Here is a 21,524-nt window from a genome sequence, read left to right on the forward strand (position 1 = left end):
CGCACTACGCTGAACGGCACCAGGCCACTCGGGGGGCATCCCATGCAGCCCAACACTCTGCTCGACGCGATCCTGGACGAGGCGGGGATCTCGCACGCCGGTCTCGCCGCCCACGTCAACCAGGCGGGCCGGAGACGGGGCCTCGCGCTCCGGTACGAACACACCGCCGTGGCACGGTGGTTGAAGGGCCAGCGGCCGCGCGGCCAGGTCCCCGACCTGATCTGCGAGGTGCTCGCCACCCGCCTGCGCCGCCCCGTCACCCTCGACGACATCGGCCTGGGCGTGCCCGGCGAGCCCAGCACCCCGCACGCCGGCTCGCTGAACGGCTTCGTGGAGCGGGCGACGGCCCTGTGGCGCTCCGACGAACAGCAGCGGCCGCATGTGCTGGGCGCCCCCGCCGTCACCGGGACCCCGGCCGTGATGCCGGTGTGGGAGTGGGAGAACCCGCCTGAGGACGTCGATGTCTCCCGCGGCGGCCGGCACCGGGTCACCGCGGCCGACATCGAGATGCTGCGCGCCGCGCGGACGCACTACGAGCAGATGTACCGCAAGGCCGGCGGCATCGCCACCCGCACCCGGATCGTCGGCTTCCTCAACGCCGAGGCGGCGCCGCTGCTGCGCGGCAGCTACACCGACGCCACCGGACGCCAACTGCACCGCGCCACCGGCGGGTTGGTGGCGATCGCGGGCATCTGCGCGTACGACTCCGACGCCCACGGTCTCGCCCAGCGCTACTTCCACCAGGCGCTGCGGCTGGCAAAGGCCAGCGGCGACCAGGGACTTGGCGCGTACGTCATAGCGCTGCTGGTCAACCAGTCGCTGTTCATGCGGGAGTACCGGCAGGCCGTCGCCTTCGCCGAGGCCGCGCTGCGGGCCGCCGGCAAGCACATCACCCCGGCGCTCGCCTCCGACCTGTACGCGATGCAGGCCAAGGCGTACGCCCACCTCGGCGACTCCGCGGGAGCCCTGTCCTGCATCCGGCGTGCGGAGGCGGCGGCCGAGCGGATCCGGCGCGGCCACGAGCCCGACGAGACCGGCTATGTCCAGCCGGGCCTGGTCAATGTGCAGGTGGCCGAGGCGCTGCTGAGCCTGGGCGAGCTGTCCGCCGCCCGGGAGCACGCGGCGGCGGCCGTCGACAACCCGGCACACGACCGGGGGCGGGTGCACCGGCTCGCCATGCTCAGCACCATCGAGCTGCGCCAGGGCAACGCCGACAAGGCGGTGGCCGCCGCCGTGCAGATGGCCGAGCAGGCCCGCGGAATGGAGTCCCAGCGGCTGCGCGACAGACTGCGCGCGGTGCGCGAACACCTGGTGCGCTGTGGCTCGGCCGGCACCGCCGAAGCCGCCGAACTCATCGACGGGGCACTGCGCGTACCGCTGTAGGCCCCCTGTAGGTGCACAGTCCCTGCTGCGATATTGCCACTTACTCGACGGAAGGTGGCAGAACCGTGCAGTGGACGAAGCAGAACGAACACACCGTGTATGCAAACCGCTGGTTCAGCGTCAATCTCGCAGATGTCGAGCTGCCGGACGGCCGGCACCTGGACCACTTCCTGATCCGGCTGCGGCCGGTGGCCGTGGCCACCGTGGTCAACGAGGCCAACGAGGTGCTGCTGCTGTGGCGGCACCGTTTCATCACCGACAGCTGGGGCTGGGAGCTGGCCGCGGGCGTCGTCGAGGACGGCGAGGACATGGCGAGCGCGGCCGCCAGGGAACTGGAGGAGGAGACCGGCTGGCGGCCGGGGCCCCTGCACCACCTGATGAGCGTGGAGCCGTCCAACGGCCTCACCGACGCCCGGCACCACATCTACTGGTCCGACCGGGGTGAGTACATCGGGCATCCCGTGGACGACTTCGAGTCGGACCGCCGGGAATGGGTCCCCCTCAAACTCGTCCCCGACCTGATCGCCCGTGGGGAGGTCCCGGCCGCCAACATGGCGGCCGCGTTACTCCTGCTGCACCACCTCAGGCTCGCCGAGGGCTAGCGGGCCAGCGCCTGCCAGATGGTCACGAGGAGCGCGCCCAGGGAGGTGAGCGCGGCGAGCGAGGGCAGCGGCCAGCGTGCGTGTTCCAGCGAGTTCAGGCGGGTGTCCAGCTCGTCCAGTTCCTTGGCGGTCTCGTCGGTCCGGTGCCGCAGCAGCGCCAGCCCGCCCTCGACGTGTGCGTAGGCCACGTCGAGACGGCGCCGTAACTCCGCGAGTTCTCCCCGGATCACGGGATGCTCCGGATGGGCGGTCACGTGTCCACTCCTTTCCGTAGTCGGACGTTGTTGCATCCCTTGCATGGGCATGAGGAGTCAACTCGCCCGGCGGACACGTGGGGAGCGTGTGCGACGGGCATATGCGTGCCCGTCGCACACACGGAGTGTGAAGCGCCGTTGTCGGTGATCAGCCGTAGGTGTAGAACCCCGAGCCGGTCTTCCGGCCCAGCCGGCCCGCCTCGACCATGCGCTGCAGCAGCGGGGGAGCGGCGTACAGGGGCTCCTTGTACTCGGCGTACATGCTGTTCGCGATGGAGACGATGGTGTCCAGGCCGATCAGGTCCGACAGCTTCAGCGGGCCCATCGGGTGGGCGCAGCCCATCTCCATGCCGTTGTCGATGTCCTCGCGGCTCGCGATGCCCGACTCGAACATCCGGATCGCGGAGAGCAGATAGGGCACGAGCAGCGCGTTGACCACGAAGCCGGAGCGGTCCTGGGCGCGGATGGCGTGCTTGCCGAGCACCTTCTCGGCGAAGGCCTGGGCGCGGCTGAGGGTGCCCTCGGAGGTGGTGAGCGCCGGGATCAGCTCGACCAGCTGCTGCACCGGGGCCGGGTTGAAGAAGTGGATGCCCACCACGTGGTCCGGGCGGGAGGTGGCCACCGCCAGCTTCACCAGCGGGATCGAGGAGGTGTTGGAGGCGAGGATCGCGTCCGGGCGGGTCACCACCTGGTCGAGGACCTGGAAGATCTCCGTCTTCACCGGCTCGCTCTCCACCACGGCCTCGATCACCAGGTCGCGGTCCGCGAACTCGCCGAGGTCGGTGGTGAAGGTGAGCCGCGCCTGCGTGGCGTCCCGCTCCTCCTCGGTGATCTTGCCGCGCTCGGCGGCCTTGGCCAGGGAGCTGAACAGCCGGGTACGGCCGATCTCCAGGGCCTCGCCGGTGGTCTCGGCGACCTTCACGTCCAGTCCTGCGCGGGCGCACACCTCGGCGATGCCCGCGCCCATCTGGCCGCAGCCCACGACTCCGACGCGCGCAATGTCTCCCGCTGGGATGCCCGTCACATCGTCCCCTTCGCTGGTTCTCCGGCTCGCTGGCAGGACTCCGGGTTTCGGCGCCTGCTCCGATCGAGCACGTTACCGTCAAGTATCGATGATCGATCGGCGGGGTGGGGGCATCCTGGGGCGCGGAACGATCCGTGACGGAGCGGATCCGGAGCGTATGGGGTGCGCGGATGCGGCAACTCTCGCGGCGGGCCTTCACCACGGCGGCGCTGTCGGCGCTGGCCATGGCGCCGGGCCCGGCGGTGGCGGTGGATCGGCGGCCCCGGGCCGCCGCCGAGATGCGGGGCGTGTGGCTCGCCACCGTGTCCAACCGGGACTGGCCGTCCCGGCCCGGGCTCCCGGCCCACGCGCAGCGCAAGGAGCTGATCGCCCATCTCGACAGGGCGGCCCGGGACCGGCTCAACACGGTGATCTTCCAGGTGCGGCCCACCGCCGACGCCCTGTGGCCGTCGCCGTACGAGCCCTGGTCCGAGTACCTGACCGGAACCCAGGGCCGGAGCCCCGGCTGGGACCCGCTGGGCACCGCGGTGCGGGAGGCCCACGCCCGAGGCCTGGAACTGCACGCCTGGTTCAACCCTTACCGGATCGCGAACCACACCGACCCCGGCCGGCTCGCCGCCTCGCACCCGGCGCGCACGCACCCCGACTGGGCGGTGCCCTACGGCGGGAGGCTCTACTACAACCCCGGCCTGCCCGAGGTCCGGGCCTTCGTCCAGCGGGCGATCCTCGACGCGGTCGCCAGGTACCCGGTCGACGCCGTCCACTTCGACGACTACTTCTATCCGTATCCGGTCCCGGGGCAGACCTTCGACGACGATGACGCCTACGACCGCTACGGCGGCGACTTCTCAAGCCGGGCCGGCTGGCGGCGGGACAACGTCAACAGGCTGGTGAAGGGGATGGCCGCCGGCATCAGGAAGGTGCGGCCCGGCACCCGGTTCGGGATCAGCCCGTTCGGGGTGTGGCGCAACGCCTCGACCGACCCGCGCGGTTCGGACACCCGGGCGGGCGCGCAGACGTACGACGACCTGTACGCGGACACCCGCACCTGGGTGCGCAGCCACTGGATCGACTACATCGTCCCGCAGCTGTACTGGCACATCGGCTTCGCCGCCGCCGACTACGCGAAGCTGGTCGCCTGGTGGGCGGCGGTCGCGAAGGGCACGAAGACACACCTGTACATCGGCGAGGCCCTGTACCGGGCCGGGGCCGCCGGACAGCCCTCGGCCTGGCAGGACCCGGTCGAGCTGTCCCGGCACCTCACCCTCGCCGCCGGCTACCCGCAGGTGCGCGGGCATGTGTTCTTCGCCGCCGCGGACGTGGCGGCCGATCCCATCGGGGCGATGTCACGCGTGATCACCGACCACTACGGGCGATCGGCGAAGCCACCTCGCTGATTCCGCTCGTCCGGGTGCTTGACCTGGCAGTCGGGTCCGGGGGACATGATTGCCTCGTGTCCGTCCTGGAACCGGACGCGGTAGGGCGGGTTGCCCTCCTGGCCCAGCACCTCGACGACTTCCGAGACCTGGTCGTGCTGACCGACCACCCTGCCGTGCTGGACAAGCCGGTCGCCCTTGGATGCGCGCATGTCGCAGGCCCTCCTCACGATCACGACCGCTGGGTGACGGCGATGCACACGAGCACGGCGACGGCGGTCACCGGTGCGGCCGCCGTGAAGTGCTCGCCCAGCAGCAGCGCCGACCACACCAGTGTGAGCAGCGGCTGAGCCAACTGCAACTGGCTGGCCCGGGGGATGCCGATGACCGCCATGCCCCGGTACCAGACGACCAGGCCGAGGAACTGCGAGCCCAGCGCCACCCACAGCAGGCCGGCGATGCCGTGCCCGGTGAGCCGGACGGGCTCGTACGTCAGCGCCACCGCGGCGGCCGGCACGCTCAGCGGCAGGCACAGTACGAGCGCCCAGCCGATCACCTGCCAGCCCGGCATGATCCGGGCCAGCCGGCCGCCCTCGGTGTAGCCGGCCGCGCACACCAGCAGGGCCGCGAACAGATACCCGTCGGCGGCCGTGAGCGCGCCGCCGCTCTGCCCGACGGTGAAGGCGACCACGGCCGCGGCGCCCGCCAGCGCGGCGGTCCAGAACCGGCGCGAGGGGCGGTTGCCGGTGCGCAGCGCGGAGAACACGGCCGTGGTCAGCGGCAGCAGCCCCACCACGACGGCGGCGTGCGCGGTGGTGGAGGTCTGCAGGGCGAGCGTCGTCAGCAGGGGGAAGCCGATCACGACACCGGCGGCGACGACGGCGAGACCCGGCAGATGCCGGCGCTCCGGCAGCGGTACCCGCAGCGCGAGGAGGCAGCCGCCCGCGACGAGCGCGGCGAGCGCACTGCGCACGGCCACCAGCGACCAGGGGCCGAAGCCCTGCAGCCCCCATGCGGTGGCCGGGAAGGTCAGGGAGAAGGAGGCGACGCCGAGGGCGGCGAGACCGGTGCCGAGGCCGCGGCGCTCGCGGGGAACGGTGACCGCTATCGGGCTCGGAGCAGTAGCGCTACTCTGTGTTCTCATGCACCAGCGTAGCAGCGTGAGTGATCTGGCAGAACAGCTCCGGCGAGACCTAGACCGCTACTCTCCCGGTGGAAAGCTCCCGTCGAGCCGGGCGCTCGTCGAGCGGTTCCATGTGAGCCCGGTGACCGTCTCGCGCGCCCTCGCCCAGCTGGCCGCCGAGGGGCTGGTGGTCACCCGGCCCGGCGCCGGCGCCTTCCGGGCCCGGCCGCGCGCCCAGCAGACCCCGCCCGGGGACACCTCCTGGCAGGAGGTCGCGCTGAGCGCCGACGGCGCCGCCGAGCTCGTACCGCGCACGGTGGACGCCTCCGGGGTCACGGTCTCCCTGGCCGCGCCGCCGCCCGGCGTGCTGGAGTTCAACGGCGGCTATCTCCATCCCTCCCTCCAGCCCGAGCGGGCCATGGCGGCGGCACTCGCCCGGGCCGGGCGGCGGCCGGGCGCCTGGGAGAGGCCGCCGCTGGAGGGGCTGCCGGAGCTGCGGGAGTGGTTCGCGCGCGGGATCGGCGGGGGCGTCACCGCGGCCGAGGTGCTGATCGCGGCCGGCGGCCAGTCCGCGCTGGCCACCGCCCTGCGCGCGCTCGCCCCGCCCGGCGCCCCCGTCCTGGTCGAGTCGCCCACCTACCCCGGCATGCTGGCCCTCGCCCGCGCCGCCGGACTCCGCCCCGTCCCGGTGCCCGTCGACCCCGACGGGGTGCGCCCAGAACTGCTCGCCGACGCCTTCCGGGCCAGCGGTGCCCGGGTGTTCGTCTGCCAGCCCCTGTTCCAGAACCCCACCGGCGCCGTCCTGGCCCCCGACCGGCGCGCCGAGGTGCTGCGTATCGCCCGCGAGGCCGGCGCCTTCGTCATCGAGGACGACTTCGTACGGCGTCTGGTGCACGCCGACGCGGGCCCGCTGCCCCGCCCCCTGGCCGCCGACGACCCGGACGGCGTGGTCGTGCACGTCGGCTCGCTGACGAAGGCGACCTCGCCCAGCTTCCGGGTGAGCGCCCTGGCCGCGCGCGGCCCGGTGCTGGAACGCCTGCGCGCCATCCAGGTCGTGGACAGCTTCTTCGTCCCCCGGCCGTTGCAGGAGGCTGCCCTGGAACTCGTCGGCTCCCCGGCCTGGCCCCGCCATCTGCGCGCGCTGTCGGCCGAGTTGAAGGACCGCCGCGACGCCATGACGGCAGCGCTCGCCCTGCACCTGCCCGAACTCGCCCTGCCGCACGTCCCGTCCGGCGGCTACCACCTCTGGCTCCGGCTGCCCGACCGGACCGACGAGTCCGCCCTCACCGCGGCCGGCCTGCGCGCGGGCGTCGCCCTCACCCCCGGCCGCCCCTACTTCAGCGCCGAACCCCCCGCGGCCCACCTCCGCCTGAGCTTCGCTGCGGTCGCCGGCACCGGGGAGATCACGGAGGGGGTACGGCGGCTGCGGACGGCCTGTGACGAGGCGTTCCAGGGCCTGCGCGGCGTGCCGAAAGCCGTTCGACCGGCGCCGCGTTGACCTGCGAGGATCACGTCATGGACAGCACACCCCGCCTCCCCGACGGCTACGAGTTCTCCGCCGACCCCGCCCGCGTCGACGTCGACCGGGTCCACGGCTGGCTGTCGACCGACGCCTACTGGGCGATGGGCCGGCCCCGCGAGAAGCACGAGCGGGCGATGGCGGGCTCACTGAACTTCGGGGTGTACGAGCGGGCCTCGGGCGCGCAGGTGGCGTACGCGCGCGTGGTCACCGACCAGGCGCTGTTCGCCTGGCTCGCCGATGTGTACGTGGACCCCTCGGTGCGCGGCAAGGGCGTCGGCACGGCCTTCGTCGGCCACATCCGCGACCACCTGAAGCCGTACGGACTGCGCCGCATCCTGCTCAGCACACACGACGCGCACGGCGTGTACGAGAAGCTGGGCTTCCGCCCGCTGGACCGCCCCGACAAGTGGATGGTCCACCCCTTCGAGCCGGAGCGAGCGGCCGCGTCCGAGTGATCGGGCGCACACAGACCGTACTCACAGCGGCCACCCCTTGACCTCTGCTCACTCCAGGCACACCATCACCGCATGCCACTGAGGGTGACGTTCGTCGCCGCCGCACGCGGCACCCCGCTGCTCGCGGAGCGCTTCGACGACGACCGGCCGCTGGACCAGGCCGGCTGGGACGAGGTGCGGCGCGCCGCCGGTGATCTGCTGCCGCTGGCGGCCGCCGAGCTGCGGTACTGCTCGCCGACCCCGCGCAGCCGGGCCACCGGCGACGCGCTCGGGTACGCCCCGCTGGCCCAGCTGGCGCTGCGCGACTGCGACATGGGCCGCTGGCGTGGACTGACCCTGGGCGAGGCGATGGCCCGCGAGCCGGACGCCGTGGACGCCTGGCTCGCCGACCCGCGCGCCACCCCGCACGGCGGCGAGTCCCTGCTGGGCTTCATCTCCCGGGTCGGCGGCTGGCTGGACACCCGGCCGGCCGAGGACGGCGGCCGGATCGTCGCCGTCGCCGAGCCCGCCGTGATCCGCGCCGCCCTGGTCTACGCCCTGAAGGCACCGCCCTCGACCTACTGGAACATCGACGTGCGCCCGCTGTCCACGACCACCGTCACCGGCCGCGCGGGCCGCTGGAACCTCCGCCTCGACGCCGTGTCGGCTCAGCCCTCGCGCACATAGTCCGTGGTCAGCACCAGATCCTTCGCAGGGCCGCCGACCCGCCACACCGAGCGCCAGCGGTCGGCGTCCCGGACGGTGAACTCGCCCCGGTAGAGGTCGGCCGCGCACGGGTGCTCGGCGACATACCGCCCGGAGGTCAGGTCCAGCGCGTGGAAGGGCCGCCCGTCCGCGAACCGCACGTCCGCCGTGCCCGGCGTGGAGCCCGGCAGAAACCGCAGCGTGCGGGTGGCGGGGCGGGCCACGCCCTGCCAGGTGAACGTGCCGGACTCCTCGTGGAGCAGGCCTCCGGCCTCCAGCGCGGTGAAGACGGTCGCCCCTGAGAAGTGCCCTTCCGCCCCGCTCGCGAGGTCTCGCACGCGGCGCTCGACCAGCCAGCGGCCGGCCAGATGGGCCAGCACATCGGGGACCGGCCGGTACCGGGGCTGCACATCCATGAGGCGAGCTTACGGGCGACCGTGCCCGCCATGACCTCCCCGGCGAACTCGATCACGTTCCTCAGGATCAAGCAGAAGTAGAGCCGTCCGGCGCGGGCCGCTGCGCGAGCGGCAGCAGCCCGCGCTCGGTGAAGACCTTCTTCGCCACGAAGGTCGCGTTCAGCGCCTTCGGGAAACCGCAGTACCCGGCCGAGTGCAGCAGCGCCTCGACGATCTCCTCGGGTGTGAGCCCCACGTTCAGCGCCGCGTTGATGTGCACCTCCAGCTGGGGCTCGCAGCCGCCGAGCGCGGTCAGCATGCCCAGGGTGACCAACTGGCGGTCGCGGGGCGGGAGTCCGGGCCGGTCGTAGATCTCGCCGAAGCCCCAGGCGACGATCTGGTGCCCCAGCTCGGGGCTGATGTCGGCGAGCGAGTCGATGACCCGCTGCCCCGCCTCACCGTCGACGGACCGCAGGACCTCCAGGCCATGGGCGAAGCGCTCGTCACGGGTGGTGCTCTGGTTCATGTCCGCTCGTCCGTTCCCGGCCGCCCGTCGTGGAGCAGCCCTTCGTAGTGTGCGATCTTGTCGTCCAGCGCGGACGCGTTGCGCCGCAGCGCCCGCATCCGCTCGGCCAGGTCGGCGCGGTGCTCGCGGAGCATCGCCAGCCGGTCGGCGACCGTGGCGTCCCCCTCCGCCCGCAGCCGTGCGTAGCGCTGCATGTCGCTGATCGGCATGCCGGTCCCGCGCAGCCGCAGCAGGAATTCCAGCCAGGCCAGGTCCGCCGTCCGGTAGCGGCGCTGGTTGCCGGTGGTCCGGCCCACCCGCTGGATCAGGCCGGCCTTCTCGTAGTAGCGCAGGGTGTCCTGCGAGAGGCCCGTGCGCTCGGCGACCTGGGCAATGGTCAACGACGGTTCCCGGTCCTGCGGGAGGGGCTGTCCGCTGGTCATGACAAGAACGGTAGAACCTGGAGCGCGCTCCAGGTCAAGCCCGGTCTGCGATCATCCGCCGAAGTACCTCTGAGCTGCCCGGACACCCTCCACCAGGGCGTCCACCTCGGCCGGTGTGTTGTAGACGTAGAAGCTCGCCCGGGTCGTCGCCGGGATGCCGTACCGCTTGACGATCGGCCGGGCGCAGTGATGGCCGACGCGGACGGCCACGCCCCGCTCGTCCAGCACCTGGCCCACGTCGTGCGGGTGGATGCCGTCGACCGTGAAGGAGACCGCCGACCCCCGGTCCGTGAGCTCGGTGGGGCCGACGATCCGGACGCCGGGCACCTCGGTCAGCAGGTCCAGGGCGCGGGCGGTGAGCGTGTCCTCGTACGCCGCCACCTCCGCCATGCCGAGCCGCTCCAGATACTCCACGGCCGCCGCGAGCCCCACCGCCTGCGAGGTCATCGGCACGCCCGCCTCGAAGCGCTGCGGCGGCGGCAGGAAGGTGGTGCGGTCCATCTCCACGATCTCGATCATCGAGCCGCCGGTCAGGAACGGCGGCAGTCCGGCGAGCAGGTCCGCGCGGCCCCACAGCACGCCGACGCCGTTCGGGCCGAGCATCTTGTGCCCGGAGAAGGCGAGGAAGTCCGCGCCCAGCTCCGTCACGTCGACCGGGCGGTGTGGCACGGACTGGGCGCCGTCCACGACCACCAGGGTGCCGAACGCGTGTGCGCGGTCGGCGAGTTCGCGCACCGGGTTGAGGGTGCCGAGCACATTGGACTGGTGGCTGAGGGCGAGCACCTTGGTGCGCTCGTCCAGCAGTTCCCCGGCCCGGGACAGATCGAGCCGGCCGTCGTCGGTGAGCCCGAACCAGTCGAGGCTCGCCCCGGTCCGCTCGGTGAGCTGTTGCCAGGGGACCAGATTCGCGTGGTGCTCCATCTCCGTCACCACGATCCGGTCGCCCGGGCCGAGCCGGCCGGCGTTGCCCAGCGCGTAGGCGACGAGGTTGATGCCCTCGGTGGTGTTGCGGGTGAAGACCACCTCGTCGGCGGCGGCGCCGATGAACCGGGCCACCGTCTGCCGGGCCTGCTCGTACGCCTCCGTCGCCTCGCCCGCCAGCTGGTGCGCGCCGCGGTGCACGGCCGCGTTGCGGTGCAGGTAGAAGTCCCGCTCGGCATCGAGGACCTGGAGCGGTTTCTGGGTGGTGGCGCCGGAGTCCAGGTAGACGAGCGGGGCGCCGCCGTCCAGGGTCCGCTTCAGGATCGGGAAGTCCTGGCGCAGCACGTCCACGTCGAAGGCCACGGCGGCTCACCTCTCACGGTTTCGATTGCGATTCTCCATGAGTCACGCTAAGTCCTCCTCACGGAGAACCGCAAGGATTACCATGAGAGCCGTGGATCACGAGGCCCCCGTCTACCTGCACCAGCTCCCGGTCCCGGGCGAGGACCGGTATGTCTCGCTGGCGCTGGTCAACACGCGCTTCACCGTCAGTCACGGCCAGGTCGACCTGCTCGACGACACCGAGGCGGCACATCTCTGGCTCGTCCGGCACGAGCTGCTGCCCGACCGGGTGGTGATCAACGGCCGGCAGTCCGGCCGGCTGCGCACCCTGCGCGAGGGGCTGCGCGCGCTCTTCGAGGCCCGGGTCGCCGCGGCACTCCCGCCCGCCGATGCCCTCGACACCCTCAACGCCGCGCTCGCCGCGGCGCCCGCCACCCCCCGGCTCGCCTGGACCGCCGACGGCCCCCTCCGCGCCGACCTCCCCGACACCGGAAACCCGGCCGCCGCCGCGCTCTCGCTGCTCGCCGAGGACGCTGCCGACCTGCTCACCGGCGCCGATGCGGGACAGCTCACCGAGTGCGCCGCCCAGGGCTGCGCCCGCTGGTTCCTGCGCTCGCACGGCGCCCGCCGCTGGTGCACCACCAAGTGCGGCAACCGGGTCCGGGCCGCCCGCGCCTACGCCGCCCGCAGGGCCGGGGCGCCCTAGCGTTTCTCGCCTCCGCCGCGGCCGCCATGGCCTGGCTGCCGCTCACCTTGCGCGCCGCTGGTGGGTCGCCGGACTGCTCGGCGCCTCCTACGCGCTGTGCGGTCATTGCATAAACCTGCGAGGAAACGTATAGTCATGCCACCACGAGGAGGATGGACATGGCGGTACGTGCGGCGGTGGCCGGAGCGAGTGGATACGCGGGCGGTGAGGTCCTGCGCCTGCTCCTCGCGCACCCCGAGGTCGAGATCGGTGCCCTGACCGGGAACTCCAACGCCGGCCAGCGGCTCGGCACGCTGCAGCCGCATCTGCTGCCGCTGGCCGACCGCGTGCTCACCGAGACCACGGCCGAGGCGCTCGCCGGGCACGACGTGGTCTTCCTCGCGCTGCCGCACGGGCAGTCCGCCGCCGTCGCCGAGCAGCTCGGGCCCGATGTCCTCGTGGTCGACATGGGCGCCGACTTCCGGCTGAAGGACCCGGCCGACTGGGAGAGGTTCTACGGCTCCGCACACGCCGGCACGTGGCCCTACGGCCTCCCCGAACTTCCGGGCGCCCGCGCCGCGCTGGAGGGGTCCAAGCGCATCGCGGTGCCCGGTTGCTACCCCACCGCCGTCACCCTCGCCCTGTTCCCGGCCTACGCCGCCCAGCTCGCCGAGCCGGAGGCGGTGATCGTCGCCGCGTCCGGCACCTCCGGCGCGGGCAAGGCGCCCAAGCCGCATCTGCTGGGCAGCGAGGTCATGGGCTCCATGTCGCCGTACGGCGTCGGCGGCGGCCACCGGCACACCCCCGAGATGATCCAGAACCTCAGCGGGGCGGCGGGGGAGCGGGTCTCGGTCTCCTTCACACCGACGCTCGCCCCGATGCCGCGCGGGATCCTCGCCACGTGCAGCGCGTCCGCTGTCGCGGGCGTGACGGCGGACTCCGTCCGCGCCGCCTATGAGAAGGCCTACGCCGACGAGCCCTTCGTCCATCTGATGCCCGAGGGCCAGTGGCCCGCGACGGCGTCCGTCTACGGTTCCAACGCCGTTCAGGTGCAGGTCGCGTACGACGAGGCCGTGGGCCGCATCATCGCGATCAGCGCCATCGACAACCTGACCAAGGGCACCGCGGGCGGTGCCGTCCAGAGCATGAACATCGCCCTGGGTCTCCCGGAGACCACGGGGCTTTCCACGACGGGAGTCGCTCCGTGAGCGACGCACGTGCAGCCACCGCGCCGCAGACGACGACGAGGCCCGCACCGGCGCGCTGCACGGGCGGAGAAGCGAACAGGGAGATGCAGTGAGTGTCACGGCAGCCAAGGGATTCACGGCGGCGGGCGTCGCCGCCGGGATCAAGGAGAACGGCAACCCCGACCTGGCCCTCGTGGTCAACAACGGGCCGCGTCGTGCCGCCGCGGGCGTCTTCACCTCCAACCGTGTGAAGGCCGCGCCGGTGCTGTGGTCCGAGCAGGTCCTCAGGGGCGGCCAGGTCTCAGCCGTCGTCCTCAACTCGGGCGGCGCCAACGCCTGCACCGGCCCCAAGGGCTTCCAGGACACCCACGCGACCGCCGAGAAGGCGGCCGAGGTGCTCGGCCGGGGCGCCATCGAGGTCGCCGTGTGCTCCACCGGACTCATCGGCGTCCTGCTGCCCATGGACAAGCTGCTCCCGGGTGTCGAGACGGCCGCCGCCCAGCTGTCCGAGCACGGCGGCGAGAAGGCCGCCATCGCCATCAAGACCACCGACACCGTCCACAAGACTTCCGTCGTCACCGGGGACGGCTGGACCGTCGGCGGCATGGCCAAGGGCGCCGGCATGCTGGCCCCCGGCCTCGCCACCATGCTGGTCGTCCTCACCACCGACGCCGACCTCGACAGCGAGACCCTGGACCGGGCCCTGCGCGCCGCCACGAAGGTCACCTTCGACCGGGTCGACTCCGACGGCTGCATGTCCACCAACGACACCGTGCTGCTGCTCGCCTCCGGCGCCTCCGGCATCACCCCGGAGTACGCCGGGTTCGCCGACGCCGTACGGCAGGTGTGCGACGACCTCGGGCAGCAGCTCATCCGGGACGCCGAGGGCGCCAGCAAGGACATCAAGGTCGAGGTGATCAACGCGGCGAGCGAGGAGGACGCCGTCGAGGTGGGCCGCTCCATCGCCCGCAACAACCTCCTCAAGTGCGCGATCCACGGCGAGGATCCCAACTGGGGCCGGGTGCTCTCCGCGATCGGCACCACCTCGGCAGCCTTCGAGCCGGACCAGCTCAACGTGGCCATCAACGGCGTGTGGGTGTGCAAGAACGGCTCCGTCGGCGAGGACCGCGAGAACGTCGACATGCGCTACCGCGAGGTGCACATCGTCGCCGACCTTGCCGCCGGCACCGAGACCGCGACCATCTGGACCAACGACCTCACCGCCGACTACGTCCACGAGAACAGCGCCTACTCCTCATGAGCACTCGCAAGCACACGGCCCTGCCCAAGGCCCAGATCCTCATCGAGGCGCTGCCCTGGCTGACCCGGCACCACGGCAAGGTCGTCGTCATCAAGTTCGGCGGCAACGCCATGGTGAACGAGGAGCTGAAGTCGGCCTTCGCCCAGGACGTCGTCTTCCTGCGGCACGCCGGCCTCAAGCCGGTCGTCGTGCACGGCGGCGGCCCGCAGATCAGCGCCGCGCTCGACCGGCACGGCATCGTCAGCGAGTTCAAGGCGGGCCTGCGCGTCACCACCGAGGACGCCATGGACGTCGTACGGATGGTGCTGGCGGGACAGGTGCAGCGAGAGCTGGTCGGTCTGCTCAACCAGCACGGGCCGCTCGCCGTCGGTCTGACCGGCGAGGACGCGCACACCATCACCGCCACCCGGCACCAGCCCGAGATCGACGGCGAACTCGTCGACATCGGGCGGGTCGGCGAGATCACCGCGATCGACACGGGCGCCATCGAGGCGCTGCTCGCCGACGGCCGTATCCCGGTCGTCTCCTCCATCGCCCGCAGTCAGGACGACGGACATGTCTACAACGTCAATGCCGATACGGCGGCTGCGGCACTCGCTGCGGCACTGGGCGCCGAGACCCTCATGGTCCTCACCGACGTCGAGGGCCTCTACGAGGACTGGCCGAACTCCGACGAGGTGATCAGCCGCCTCACCGCTTCCCAACTGGAGAAGCTGCTGCCGGAGCTGAGCTCCGGCATGGTGCCGAAGATGGAGGGCTGTCTGCACGCCGTGCGCAACGGGGTGCACACCGCCCGCGTCATCGACGGCCGGGTCCAGCACTCGATCCTGCTGGAGATCTTCACCGACGAAGGCATCGGCACGATGGTCGTGCCCGACGAACAGGGGGAGTCATGAGCAACCAGGAGCTGACCCAGCGCTGGCAGGGCGCGCTCATGAACAACTACGGCACCCCCCGCCTGCCCCTCGTGCGCGGCGAGGGTGTCAAGGTGTGGGACGCCGAGGGCCGGGAGTACCACGACTTCGTCGGCGGCATCGCCACCAACGCCCTGGGCCACGCCCACCCGGCGGTCGTCGAGGCCGTCAGCCGCCAGATCGGACAGCTCGGGCACATCTCCAACTTCTTCCTGGCCGAGCCCACCGTCGCCCTCGCCGAACGGCTGCTCCAGCTCTTCGGCCGGGAGGGCCGCGTCTTCTTCTGCAACTCCGGCGCCGAGGCCAACGAGGCCGCCTTCAAGATCGGCCGGCTCACCGGGCGCACCCACATGGTCGCCACCACCGGCGGTTTCCACGGCCGGACGATGGGCGCCCTCGCGCTCACCGGCCAGCCGGCCAAGCAGGACCCCTTCCTTCCGCTGCCCGGCGAGGTCACCCACGTGCCCTACGGCGACGCCCAGGCGCTCGCCGCCGCCGTCACGGAGGAGACGGCGCTGGTCATCATCGAGCCGGTCCAGGGCGAGAACGGTGTCGTCGTGCCCCCGGCCGGCTATCTGAAGGCGGCCCGCGCGATCACCGCCGCCACCGGCGCCCTGCTGGTGCTGGACGAGGTGCAAACCGGAATCGGCCGTACCGGGACCTGGTTCGAGTACCAGGCCCACGAGGGCGTCCTGCCCGATGTCGTCACGCTCGCCAAGCAGCTCGGCGGCGGGCTGCCGCTCGGTGCCACCGTGGCCTTCGGCCGGGCCGCCGAACTGCTCCGGCCCGGCCAGCACGGTACGACCTTCGGCGGCAACCCGGTCGCCTGTGCCGCCGGACTGGCCGTACTCGACACCATCGCCGACGACGGGCTGCTGGAGAACGTCAAGCGGCAGGGCGAGAAGCTGCGCGAGGGAATCGAGGGTCTCGGCCACCCGTTGATCGATTATGTGCGGGGCGCCGGCCTGCTCCTGGGTATCGTGCTCACCGGGCCGCACGCGCCACAGGTGCAGCAGGCGGCCCAGGAGGCCGGGTTCCTGGTGAACGCGCCCGCTCCCGACGTCGTACGGCTGATGCCGCCGCTGAACATCACGGACGCCGAGGTGGGTGCCTTCCTCCGGGCGCTGCCCGGTGTCCTCGACGCAGCGAACCCAGTGGATGGGGACGGACGATCCGGAGAATAGGACGACGATGAGCCAGGCGCAGGACCACGAGCAGGCGGCGGGTGCCGGACCGGCCGTGCCGCAGACCCGGACCGCGCGGCACCGCCGGATCGTGGACATCCTCAACCGGCAGCCGGTGCGGTCGCAGAGCCAGCTGGCGAAGCTGCTCGCCGACGACGGGCTGAGCGTCACCCAGGCGACGCTCTCCCGGGACCTCGACGAGCTGAACGCGGTGAAGATCCGCAACACCGACGGCGAGCTGATCTACGCGGTGCCGAGCGAGGGCGGATTCCGTACCCCCCGCGCGCCCTTGGGCGAGTCGGCGAAGGAGGAGCGGATGCGGCGGCTCTCCCAGGAGCTGCTGATCTCCGCGGAGGCCTCCGCCAACCTGGTCGTCCTGCGTACCCCGCCCGGGGCCGCCCAGTTCCTCGCCTCGGCCATCGACCAGGCGGAGCTGCACGACATCCTCGGCACCATCGCCGGTGACGACACGCTGCTGCTGATCAGCCGGGACCCGAGCGGCGGCCAGGCCCTGGCGGACCACCTGCTGCGGCTGGCCCAGAACGGTCACTGAGCCCGCATGCGGGGCCCAGCCCGTCGGCGGAGAATGAGAGTGTGATCTTCCGCGGCGGGCGGGCAATCCACTGGCGGCCGTCGGCCGTATACGGGGGTGTGTCGGGTTTCCGGTTCCCCGTGGGCCGCCTCCCGGACGAAGCCCTGCTGGCCGGGCTGGCCTCCGCTGATCCGGAACTCGCGGTGATCTTCGTACGCAGGTTCCAGCACCGGGTCTTCGGGGTCGCCATGGCCGTCACCGGGGATGCGCAACTCGCCGAGGACGTCGCCCAGTTGACGTTCGAGCGCGCGTGGCGTCACGCCCAGATCTACGACTCGCGCCGCGGCTCGGTCACCACCTGGCTGACGACCATCGCGCACAACCTCGCGGTTGACGCCGTCCGGGCCCGGCGGACCGAGCCGATGGCACCCGAGGACCTCGACTCCGTCATCGGTGTCGTCACCGAGACCCCCGAGCAGTGGGCGCTGGCCGACGAGGCCTCCTCCCAGCTGCGGGCCGCCGTGGGGCGGCTGCCCCGGGAACAGGCGAGGGCCCTGGTGATGGCCGGCATCTACGGAATGACGGCCCAGCAGATCGCCGACGCGGAGCGCATCCCGCTGGGCACCGCCAAGACACGCATCAGGGCCGCCATGGCGAAGCTGCGCACCACGCTCGCGCCCTTGAAGCGAGGCGACCATGTCCAGTGACGCGAACTGCGACAAGCTCCGGCAGATCGGCGCCGAGCTGGCGCTGGGCGTGCTGCCCGGCCGGGAGCGCGCCGAGGCCGTCGCGCATCTGGACCAGTGCGCGGACTGCCGGGAGTACGTCCGCCAGCTCACCCTGGTCGGCGACCGGCTGATCGGCCTGCTGCCGGACAGCGAGCCGCCGGCCGGGTTCGAGGCCCGGGTGGCGCGCAGGCTGGCCGAGCAGGCTCCGGCACCCGAGGCTTCCACGGGCGCCGCCGGCCGTGCGTCCCGGGACCTGCGCGGGCGTGCCCGGCGGGCCCGGCTGCGGCTCGCGGCCGTCGCCACCGCGCTCACCGTCGCCATCGGCTTCGCCGGCTGGGGGATCGGCACCGCCATCGAGGAGGTCGTCGCCTCGACCGCGCCCGCCACCGAGTCCGAGCCCATGCTGATCGGCGACATGACCTCGGCCACGAGCGGCGGCAAGGTCGGCGAGGTCTACGTCCACCCCGAGACCCCCGGCTGGATCTTCGTGTCCGTCGACTCCGCCGGCTCCCACGGCTCGTACACCGGCAAGGTCACCTGTCTGCTGGAGCACTCCGACGGCACGACCGTAAGGGTCGGCGACTTCCCCCTGGTCGCCGGACACGGCGAGTGGGGCGTGGCCGCGCCCGGCGACCTCTCGACCGTCTCCGGCGCCCGGCTGACGACCCTCGGCGGCACCGTCCTCGCCACGGCCCACCTGGCGATGGGGCACGTGGTGCAACCGCTGGTGTGAACCGGGGCCGGGCATCGGCGGTGCCCGAGTCTCAGGGGTGCCGCGGCAGGGTCCCCTCCAGGGCCACACGGCTTCGCGCAGGACGGGTACGAGGCGCTGCGGGCGGCCCGGGTCCCGGACCGCGTGACGCTGCCTACCCTGACCTCGTGGCCGTGGTGGCTGTGACGGTGACCTCGGCGGCGCCGCATGCTCCCGTCGTCGTGCCGTGAGGGAGGAATCCGGTCAGCCCAGCCGCGCCGCCAGCCCCCCGGTGCACCGCACCTCGTCACCGGCCGTGATCAGCAGCCCCTCCACGTCCGGCAGCGACTCCAGCCACGCCAGCCCCGCCCGGGAGCCCATTGCGAAGGCTGCCGTGGCCCAGCAGTCGACCCAGGTCAGACGGGGACCGACCACGGTCACGGCCACCAGGTCCGACACCGCGGACCTTCCGGTGCGCGGATCCACGATGTGCGCGCCCCGCTCGGCGGTGCCCGAGGTCGCCACCGACAGTTCGGCCACGCCCGCCGCCGAGATCACCGCCGCCAGACCACCCGGCCGAAGCGGATCCGCCACCCCCACCCGCCAGGGCCGCTGCGGCTCCGGCGAGCCGAGGAGCTGGACGTCCCCGCCGCCGTTGACGCTCACCCCGCGCACCCCGGCCACCCCCGCGAGCAGCCGCGCGGCCCGCTCGGCGGCCCAGCCCTTGACAATGCCCGTGGGATCCAGCGAGCCCTGGTAGCGCGTGCTGAACCAGCCCTCGCTCACCCGTTCCGCCTCGGCCGCGAGGTCCAGCACCTCGGCCACCTCCGGCGCGCACTGCGCCACGGTCAGCTCACCCCGGGCCAGCCGTGAGACCTCGCTGTCCTCGCGGTAGGTGCTGAACACCGCGTCCGCCCGGTGCAGACCGGCGACGGCTTCGGCCAGCGCCTCGCGTACCGCACCGGGTTCCCCGCCGCGGACGTCGAAGGAGAAGACGGTCCCCATGACCTCCTCCGCATGACGCACCGCGGCGGGAGCCTCGGCCGACTCGGCCACCGTGTCAGCCACCGGCCTGGTCCAGCGCCGACTGGAGCGACTGCTTGTAGCCGGTGCTGGTGTAGGTGGCGCCGGAGACGGCGTCGATGTTCGCGTTGCCGGCCGTGACGGCCTCCTGGTTGAGCTTGGGGACCGCCAACGCGGTCTTCTGGTCGCTGAGTCCGCCCTTGGGCGCCTGGACGGCCTCGGCCTTGGTGATCTTGCCACCGCTGACCGTGATCCGCACCTGTACCGGGCCGTACTGCGTCTGCGCGACCTTCCCGGTGACCGTGCGGGCCTGCGCCGCACCGGAGGAGCCGGAGGCCCCGGCACCGGAGGAGCCGGAGGTCTTGGAGCCGGAGGAGGCGGCCGACTTCATCCTGTCCAGCGCCGACTGCAGCGACTTCTTGTAGCCGTTGCTCGTGTACGTCGCCCCGGACACCGCGTCGATCTGCGCGCTCTGCGCCGCGACGGCCTCCTGGTTGAGCTTGGGGACTGCCAGCGCCGTCTTCTGGTCGCTGAGTCCGCCCTTGGGCGCCTGCACCGCCTCGGCCTTGGTGATCTTGCCGCCCGCGACGCTCAGCCGTACCTGCACGGTTCCGTACTGCGTCTGCGTCGCGTCACCGGTCACCGTGCCGGCGGCAGCCTGGGCGCTGCCCTGCTGACCGCCCTGCGCAGACGCCTGCCCCGCCGCCGTCTGCTGGGGGGCCGCGCCCGCGGCCGACGCCGCGGCCGGATCGGACGCCGGCTTCAGCGACAGCAGCAGCACGACACCGGACACGGTCGCGGCGGTGGCCAGCACGACCCGTCGAATGGGGTGGCTCTTCCTCATCTGTCCGTAGCTCCCGCTCACATCTCGAAGGACTCGTGATGGATGCGGCGGGCGGGGACCCCCGCGCCGCGCAGTGCCTCGTACACCGACTGCGCGAACCCGGCCGGGCCGCACATGAACACGTCGTGCCGGTCGATGTCCGGGATCTTCCGCTGGAGGTTCTCCGCGGAGATGTCCGGCCGCTCCCCGTCGGGGCTGTTCACCGCGTACATCAGCCGGGCGCCCCGCTCGTCGGCGATCTTCGCCAGCTCGTCCCACAGCGCCAGGTCCTGGGTGCTGTTGGCCCGGTAGAGCAGGGTGATGTCACCGGCCGCCCCGGGCAGCGTCTCGAACAGCGCCCGCATCGGGGTGATGCCGACGCCGCCCGCGACCAGCAGCACCTTGCCCTGGCTGCGGCGCTGCGCGGTGAGCGCACCGTACGGGCCCTCGGCCCACACCCGGGTGCCGGGCGTCAGCTCGCGCAGCCGCTCGCTGTGGTCGCCGATCGCCTTCACCGTGATCCGCAGCATGTCCGGGCGGGGCGCCGCCGACAGCGAGTACGGGTGCGAGCTGAACCGCATGCCCGGAGCGAGGAAGCGCCAGCGGAAGAACTGGCCCGCCTCCGCGCCCATCCGGTGCAGCCTCCGCCCGCCGATCAGCACCGACACGACGCCCGGCGTCTCCTCGATGACCGCCTCCACACGCATCCGGTGCCGGAGGTTCAGCCGGATCGGGGTGAGGATCCGGTACCAGAGGACGAGCGCGGTGACCACGCCGTACAGGCCGTACCAGAAGGTCTTCGCCATGGGCTCGACCGCGAAGTCGTTTCCGGTGGTGATCTGGTGCCAGAAGGTCAGGAACACCGCCGCGTACGTCATCAGGTGCACGTGGTACCAGGTGTCGTACGGCAACCGGCGGCGGATCCCGCCGATCGAGGTCAGCCCGATCAGCACGAACAGGCCGGTGCCGATGGCCGCCTTGCCCAGGTCGGGCAGCTGGTTGATGGAGTCGATGGTCTGCTGGACGATGTCGCCGAGCGACTTGCCCGCCTGCAGCGCGTACCCCCACATGGTGAGGAAGACGTGCGCCACGATCAGGCAGAGCGTGTAGCGGCCGCTCATCGCGTGCCAGCGGGCCACCCGGTCCGAGCCGACCCGCCGCTCCAGCGCCGGCACGCGCGCCATCTGCAGCACCACCAGCGCCATCAGATAGCCGGCCAACAGGCCCGTGATCCGGCCCGCGTTGAGGATCCTGCCGGTGTCGTCGGCGATGGACGGGGTGTTGTGCCACCAGAGCCACAGCACGCCCGCCGCGCCCGCCCAGACGGCGAGCAGCAGCGGTACGGCCGGGGAGCGGCGCGGGCGGATGCGGCGCATCGTCTGGCGGCGGGCGGCACGTCCGCCTGCGAGCGTGGTGGTCACGGTTCCTCCGTGGGGACTTGACCCTTGGCCCACAGATACGTGCCGC

General features: G+C 72.4%; 25 protein-coding genes. 14 read left to right on the forward strand and 11 right to left on the reverse strand.

What is annotated here, in order from left to right:
* Positions 1-42: 42 nt before the first annotated feature.
* On the forward strand, positions 43-1,383 hold the full coding sequence (locus tag ACZ5NH_RS11980; protein WP_468774583.1) for a transcriptional regulator: 1,341 nt from the start codon (positions 43-45) through the stop codon (positions 1,381-1,383).
* Between the two features lie 65 nt (positions 1,384-1,448).
* A complete protein-coding gene (locus ACZ5NH_RS11985; RefSeq protein WP_468774585.1) occupies positions 1,449-1,985 on the forward strand; it encodes an NUDIX hydrolase in 537 nt (178 codons plus the stop codon).
* On the opposite strand, the gene ACZ5NH_RS11990 is transcribed toward ACZ5NH_RS11985, so the two are convergent.
* A complete protein-coding gene (locus tag ACZ5NH_RS11990) occupies positions 1,982-2,239 on the reverse strand; it encodes a hypothetical protein (protein ID WP_388626314.1) in 258 nt (85 codons plus the stop codon). The genes ACZ5NH_RS11985 and ACZ5NH_RS11990 overlap by 4 nt on opposite strands.
* Positions 2,240-2,387: 148 nt before the next feature.
* The gene (locus tag ACZ5NH_RS11995) at positions 2,388-3,263 is read right to left on the reverse strand and encodes a 3-hydroxybutyryl-CoA dehydrogenase (protein ID WP_468774588.1); all 876 of its coding nucleotides are present in this window, start codon (positions 3,261-3,263) and stop codon (positions 2,388-2,390) included.
* 170 nt (positions 3,264-3,433) lie between these two features.
* Between ACZ5NH_RS11995 and ACZ5NH_RS12000 the strand changes: the two genes are divergently transcribed.
* On the forward strand, positions 3,434-4,660 hold the full coding sequence (locus ACZ5NH_RS12000; RefSeq protein WP_468774590.1) for a glycoside hydrolase family 10-like protein: 1,227 nt from the start codon (positions 3,434-3,436) through the stop codon (positions 4,658-4,660).
* Here the strand turns inward: ACZ5NH_RS12000 and ACZ5NH_RS12005 are convergent.
* Positions 4,630-4,851, reverse strand: coding sequence for a DUF1918 domain-containing protein (locus tag ACZ5NH_RS12005; RefSeq protein ID WP_388626310.1), 222 nt, complete (start codon positions 4,849-4,851; stop codon positions 4,630-4,632). The two genes, ACZ5NH_RS12000 and ACZ5NH_RS12005, sit on opposite strands and share 31 nt — an antisense overlap.
* A 20-nt stretch (positions 4,852-4,871) precedes the next feature.
* Positions 4,872-5,783 (reverse strand): DMT family transporter, encoded by a 912-nt coding sequence (locus tag ACZ5NH_RS12010; RefSeq protein WP_468774592.1) that lies wholly within the window; start codon positions 5,781-5,783, stop codon positions 4,872-4,874.
* Here ACZ5NH_RS12010 and ACZ5NH_RS12015 point away from each other — a divergent pair.
* The 3 genes from ACZ5NH_RS12015 to ACZ5NH_RS12025 all read left to right on the forward strand — a co-directional run bounded on the left by ACZ5NH_RS12015 (position 5,782) and on the right by ACZ5NH_RS12025 (position 8,405).
* Entirely contained in the window at positions 5,782-7,260 is a 1,479-nt protein-coding gene (locus ACZ5NH_RS12015; protein WP_468774594.1) for an aminotransferase-like domain-containing protein, read from the forward strand. The two genes, ACZ5NH_RS12010 and ACZ5NH_RS12015, sit on opposite strands and share 2 nt — an antisense overlap.
* Before the next feature lie 17 nt (positions 7,261-7,277).
* The gene (locus ACZ5NH_RS12020) at positions 7,278-7,739 is read left to right on the forward strand and encodes a GNAT family N-acetyltransferase (RefSeq protein ID WP_468774596.1); all 462 of its coding nucleotides are present in this window, start codon (positions 7,278-7,280) and stop codon (positions 7,737-7,739) included.
* Positions 7,740-7,811: 72 nt separating this feature from the next.
* Positions 7,812-8,405, forward strand: a complete 594-nt coding sequence (locus ACZ5NH_RS12025; RefSeq protein WP_468774598.1) for a histidine phosphatase family protein — start codon at positions 7,812-7,814, stop codon at positions 8,403-8,405.
* Here the strand turns inward: ACZ5NH_RS12025 and ACZ5NH_RS12030 are convergent.
* The 4 genes from ACZ5NH_RS12030 to ACZ5NH_RS12045 all read right to left on the reverse strand — a co-directional run bounded on the left by ACZ5NH_RS12030 (position 8,387) and on the right by ACZ5NH_RS12045 (position 11,050).
* Complete coding sequence (locus ACZ5NH_RS12030; RefSeq protein WP_388626298.1) at positions 8,387-8,839, reverse strand: DUF6314 family protein; 453 nt, start codon at positions 8,837-8,839, stop codon at positions 8,387-8,389. The two genes, ACZ5NH_RS12025 and ACZ5NH_RS12030, sit on opposite strands and share 19 nt — an antisense overlap.
* Positions 8,840-8,906: 67 nt before the next feature.
* The gene (locus ACZ5NH_RS12035) at positions 8,907-9,344 is read right to left on the reverse strand and encodes a carboxymuconolactone decarboxylase family protein (protein WP_468774601.1); all 438 of its coding nucleotides are present in this window, start codon (positions 9,342-9,344) and stop codon (positions 8,907-8,909) included.
* The gene (locus ACZ5NH_RS12040) at positions 9,341-9,766 is read right to left on the reverse strand and encodes a MerR family transcriptional regulator (protein ID WP_468774603.1); all 426 of its coding nucleotides are present in this window, start codon (positions 9,764-9,766) and stop codon (positions 9,341-9,343) included. Before ACZ5NH_RS12040 ends, ACZ5NH_RS12035 begins: the two co-directional genes overlap by 4 nt.
* 51 nt (positions 9,767-9,817) lie before the next feature.
* Positions 9,818-11,050, reverse strand: coding sequence for a cysteine desulfurase (locus tag ACZ5NH_RS12045; protein WP_468774605.1), 1,233 nt, complete (start codon positions 11,048-11,050; stop codon positions 9,818-9,820).
* 82 nt (positions 11,051-11,132) lie between these two features.
* Here ACZ5NH_RS12045 and ACZ5NH_RS12050 point away from each other — a divergent pair, with 82 nt between their 5' ends.
* The 8 genes from ACZ5NH_RS12050 to ACZ5NH_RS12085 all read left to right on the forward strand — a co-directional run bounded on the left by ACZ5NH_RS12050 (position 11,133) and on the right by ACZ5NH_RS12085 (position 18,253).
* Positions 11,133-11,735, forward strand: coding sequence for an ABATE domain-containing protein (locus tag ACZ5NH_RS12050; RefSeq protein ID WP_468774607.1), 603 nt, complete (start codon positions 11,133-11,135; stop codon positions 11,733-11,735).
* A gap of 158 nt (positions 11,736-11,893) precedes the next feature.
* On the forward strand, positions 11,894-12,922 hold the full coding sequence (gene argC / locus ACZ5NH_RS12055) for an N-acetyl-gamma-glutamyl-phosphate reductase (protein ID WP_468774610.1): 1,029 nt from the start codon (positions 11,894-11,896) through the stop codon (positions 12,920-12,922).
* A gap of 88 nt (positions 12,923-13,010) precedes the next feature.
* Positions 13,011-14,162: a bifunctional glutamate N-acetyltransferase/amino-acid acetyltransferase ArgJ gene (gene argJ, locus ACZ5NH_RS12060; protein ID WP_388626288.1), complete on the forward strand. Its 1,152-nt coding sequence runs from the start codon at positions 13,011-13,013 to the stop codon at positions 14,160-14,162.
* Positions 14,159-15,058: an acetylglutamate kinase gene (gene argB / locus ACZ5NH_RS12065; protein WP_388626286.1), complete on the forward strand. Its 900-nt coding sequence runs from the start codon at positions 14,159-14,161 to the stop codon at positions 15,056-15,058. The genes argJ and argB overlap by 4 nt, the downstream gene beginning before the upstream one ends.
* Positions 15,055-16,260, forward strand: a complete 1,206-nt coding sequence (locus ACZ5NH_RS12070) for an acetylornithine transaminase (RefSeq protein WP_468774612.1) — start codon at positions 15,055-15,057, stop codon at positions 16,258-16,260. The genes argB and ACZ5NH_RS12070 overlap by 4 nt, the downstream gene beginning before the upstream one ends.
* 7 nt (positions 16,261-16,267) lie before the next feature.
* Positions 16,268-16,813 (forward strand): arginine repressor, encoded by a 546-nt coding sequence (locus ACZ5NH_RS12075; protein WP_055704023.1) that lies wholly within the window; start codon positions 16,268-16,270, stop codon positions 16,811-16,813.
* Between the two features lie 98 nt (positions 16,814-16,911).
* A complete protein-coding gene (locus ACZ5NH_RS12080) occupies positions 16,912-17,499 on the forward strand; it encodes an RNA polymerase sigma factor (RefSeq protein WP_388626614.1) in 588 nt (195 codons plus the stop codon).
* Positions 17,489-18,253: a hypothetical protein gene (locus ACZ5NH_RS12085; RefSeq protein ID WP_468774614.1), complete on the forward strand. Its 765-nt coding sequence runs from the start codon at positions 17,489-17,491 to the stop codon at positions 18,251-18,253. Before ACZ5NH_RS12080 ends, ACZ5NH_RS12085 begins: the two co-directional genes overlap by 11 nt.
* Positions 18,254-18,475: 222 nt before the next feature.
* Here ACZ5NH_RS12085 and ACZ5NH_RS12090 read toward each other — a convergent pair whose 3' ends face one another.
* The 3 genes from ACZ5NH_RS12090 to ACZ5NH_RS12100 are packed head-to-tail and all read right to left on the reverse strand — an operon-like array spanning position 18,476 to position 21,478.
* Entirely contained in the window at positions 18,476-19,279 is an 804-nt protein-coding gene (locus ACZ5NH_RS12090) for an FAD:protein FMN transferase (RefSeq protein ID WP_388626282.1), read from the reverse strand.
* Positions 19,272-20,078: an FMN-binding protein gene (locus ACZ5NH_RS12095; protein WP_468774617.1), complete on the reverse strand. Its 807-nt coding sequence runs from the start codon at positions 20,076-20,078 to the stop codon at positions 19,272-19,274. The genes ACZ5NH_RS12090 and ACZ5NH_RS12095 overlap by 8 nt, the downstream gene beginning before the upstream one ends.
* A 17-nt stretch (positions 20,079-20,095) precedes the next feature.
* Positions 20,096-21,478 carry a ferredoxin reductase family protein gene (locus ACZ5NH_RS12100; protein WP_468774619.1) on the reverse strand — a complete coding sequence of 461 codons (1,383 nt, stop codon included), beginning with the start codon at positions 21,476-21,478 and terminating at the stop codon, positions 20,096-20,098.
* Positions 21,479-21,524: the final 46 nt, after the last annotated feature.

The sequence above is a fragment of the Streptomyces sp. NPDC031426 genome, assembly GCF_055581585.1.